The organism is Virgibacillus sp. DJP39 (genome assembly GCF_049310925.1).
Lineage (GTDB): Bacteria > Bacillota > Bacilli > Bacillales > Amphibacillaceae > Virgibacillus_F.
Genome location: NZ_JBMERP010000185.1, coordinates 1 through 1130 on the forward strand (window position 1 = coordinate 1; position 1130 = coordinate 1130).

At 41.5% G+C, this 1130-nt stretch carries 2 protein-coding genes; both read right to left on the reverse strand.

The window, feature by feature from the left end:
* Window positions 1-18: 18 nt before the first annotated feature.
* Window positions 19-891, reverse strand: a complete 873-nt coding sequence (locus ACOI1D_RS21675) for an IS3 family transposase (protein WP_422504276.1) — start codon at window positions 889-891, stop codon at window positions 19-21.
* A partial coding sequence (locus ACOI1D_RS21680; protein WP_422504277.1) for a hypothetical protein occupies window positions 888-1130 on the reverse strand: 243 nt, incomplete at its 5' end. The genes ACOI1D_RS21680 and ACOI1D_RS21675, both read right to left, overlap by 4 nt.

Consider the following 1130-nt stretch of genomic DNA (forward strand, 5'->3'; position numbering starts at 1 on the left):
GTAAATCCGCGCAGCTATTTATGCTGCCTGCTTTCGGTAGTTTACTGGTGACGTCTTTAGTTTTAATTGAACACGATTTTCGTTATAATTGTGAATGTAAATGTCTAGCGCCTTGTAAATATTGCGAACCGTATCCATCATATGAAAGTGCGGTGCTTCGCACTTTAAATGACTGAAGAAGTTCTCAATAGGGGCGTTATCCCAGCAGTTTCCCCTGCGGGACATGGATTGAGTTAGTCCTAACTTTCTCAATCGCTCTATATAACGAGGGTTTGTGAATTGGAATCCCTGATCACTATGCAGGATTGCTCCTTTCTCGAATCCTCGTTTTTCTAATTTCTCTACAGCTGCGAATACAAGCTCCATATCTTGATTGGTCCCAGTGGAATAAGCCACAATTTCTTCGTTAAATAAATCTTTAATAGCACATAGATATACCCACTTATGACGCCCTTTTTGTACGGGGTTGTATGTAATATCCACAGAGAATTTAATTCCTGGCCTAGAAGCTTCAAAGTTTCGGCTCAGCACGTTCGGAATGGACGTATGAAGTTGATTTCGGCGCTTAAACCTCTTCTGACGAATTTGGCACCGCAATCCGAATTTTCTCATCAGGCGACTAATACGCTTTTCGTTGATGTCCATATCATATTTATCATTGAGCTCTATTTTGATTCGTCGACGTCCGATCGTTCCCTTTTCCTTTTCAAACACTCTCAGGATATAGGGGATAACCTCTTGGTCTCTGCAATCTTGAACACGTTCACCATGACGGTTCTTCCACTTATAATAACCAGCACGGGAAACGCCAAGTATGTCCACTAATAAGACAATTGGGTACTGATCGCTATGACTGTCTACAAACGCGTATTCAAGTTCTCTTCCTTTCACCCCCTTTCCAAACCGATAAGCTTTGACAAATACTCATTCTTCAACTGTAAAAGGCGTATTTCTTCTGTAAGTTTTGCCTTCTCGTCGATCTCTGAGTCCTGTTTATTTTTAGAGGAAACCTGGGTCGTTTTTTTACCTCTATCATCCATGAGGCCTTCATAGCCTCCTTGTTTCACCTTGTCCCTCCACTCGTAAATGCGATTTCGGTGACTAAGCTCATATTCTTTAACAAGCTTACT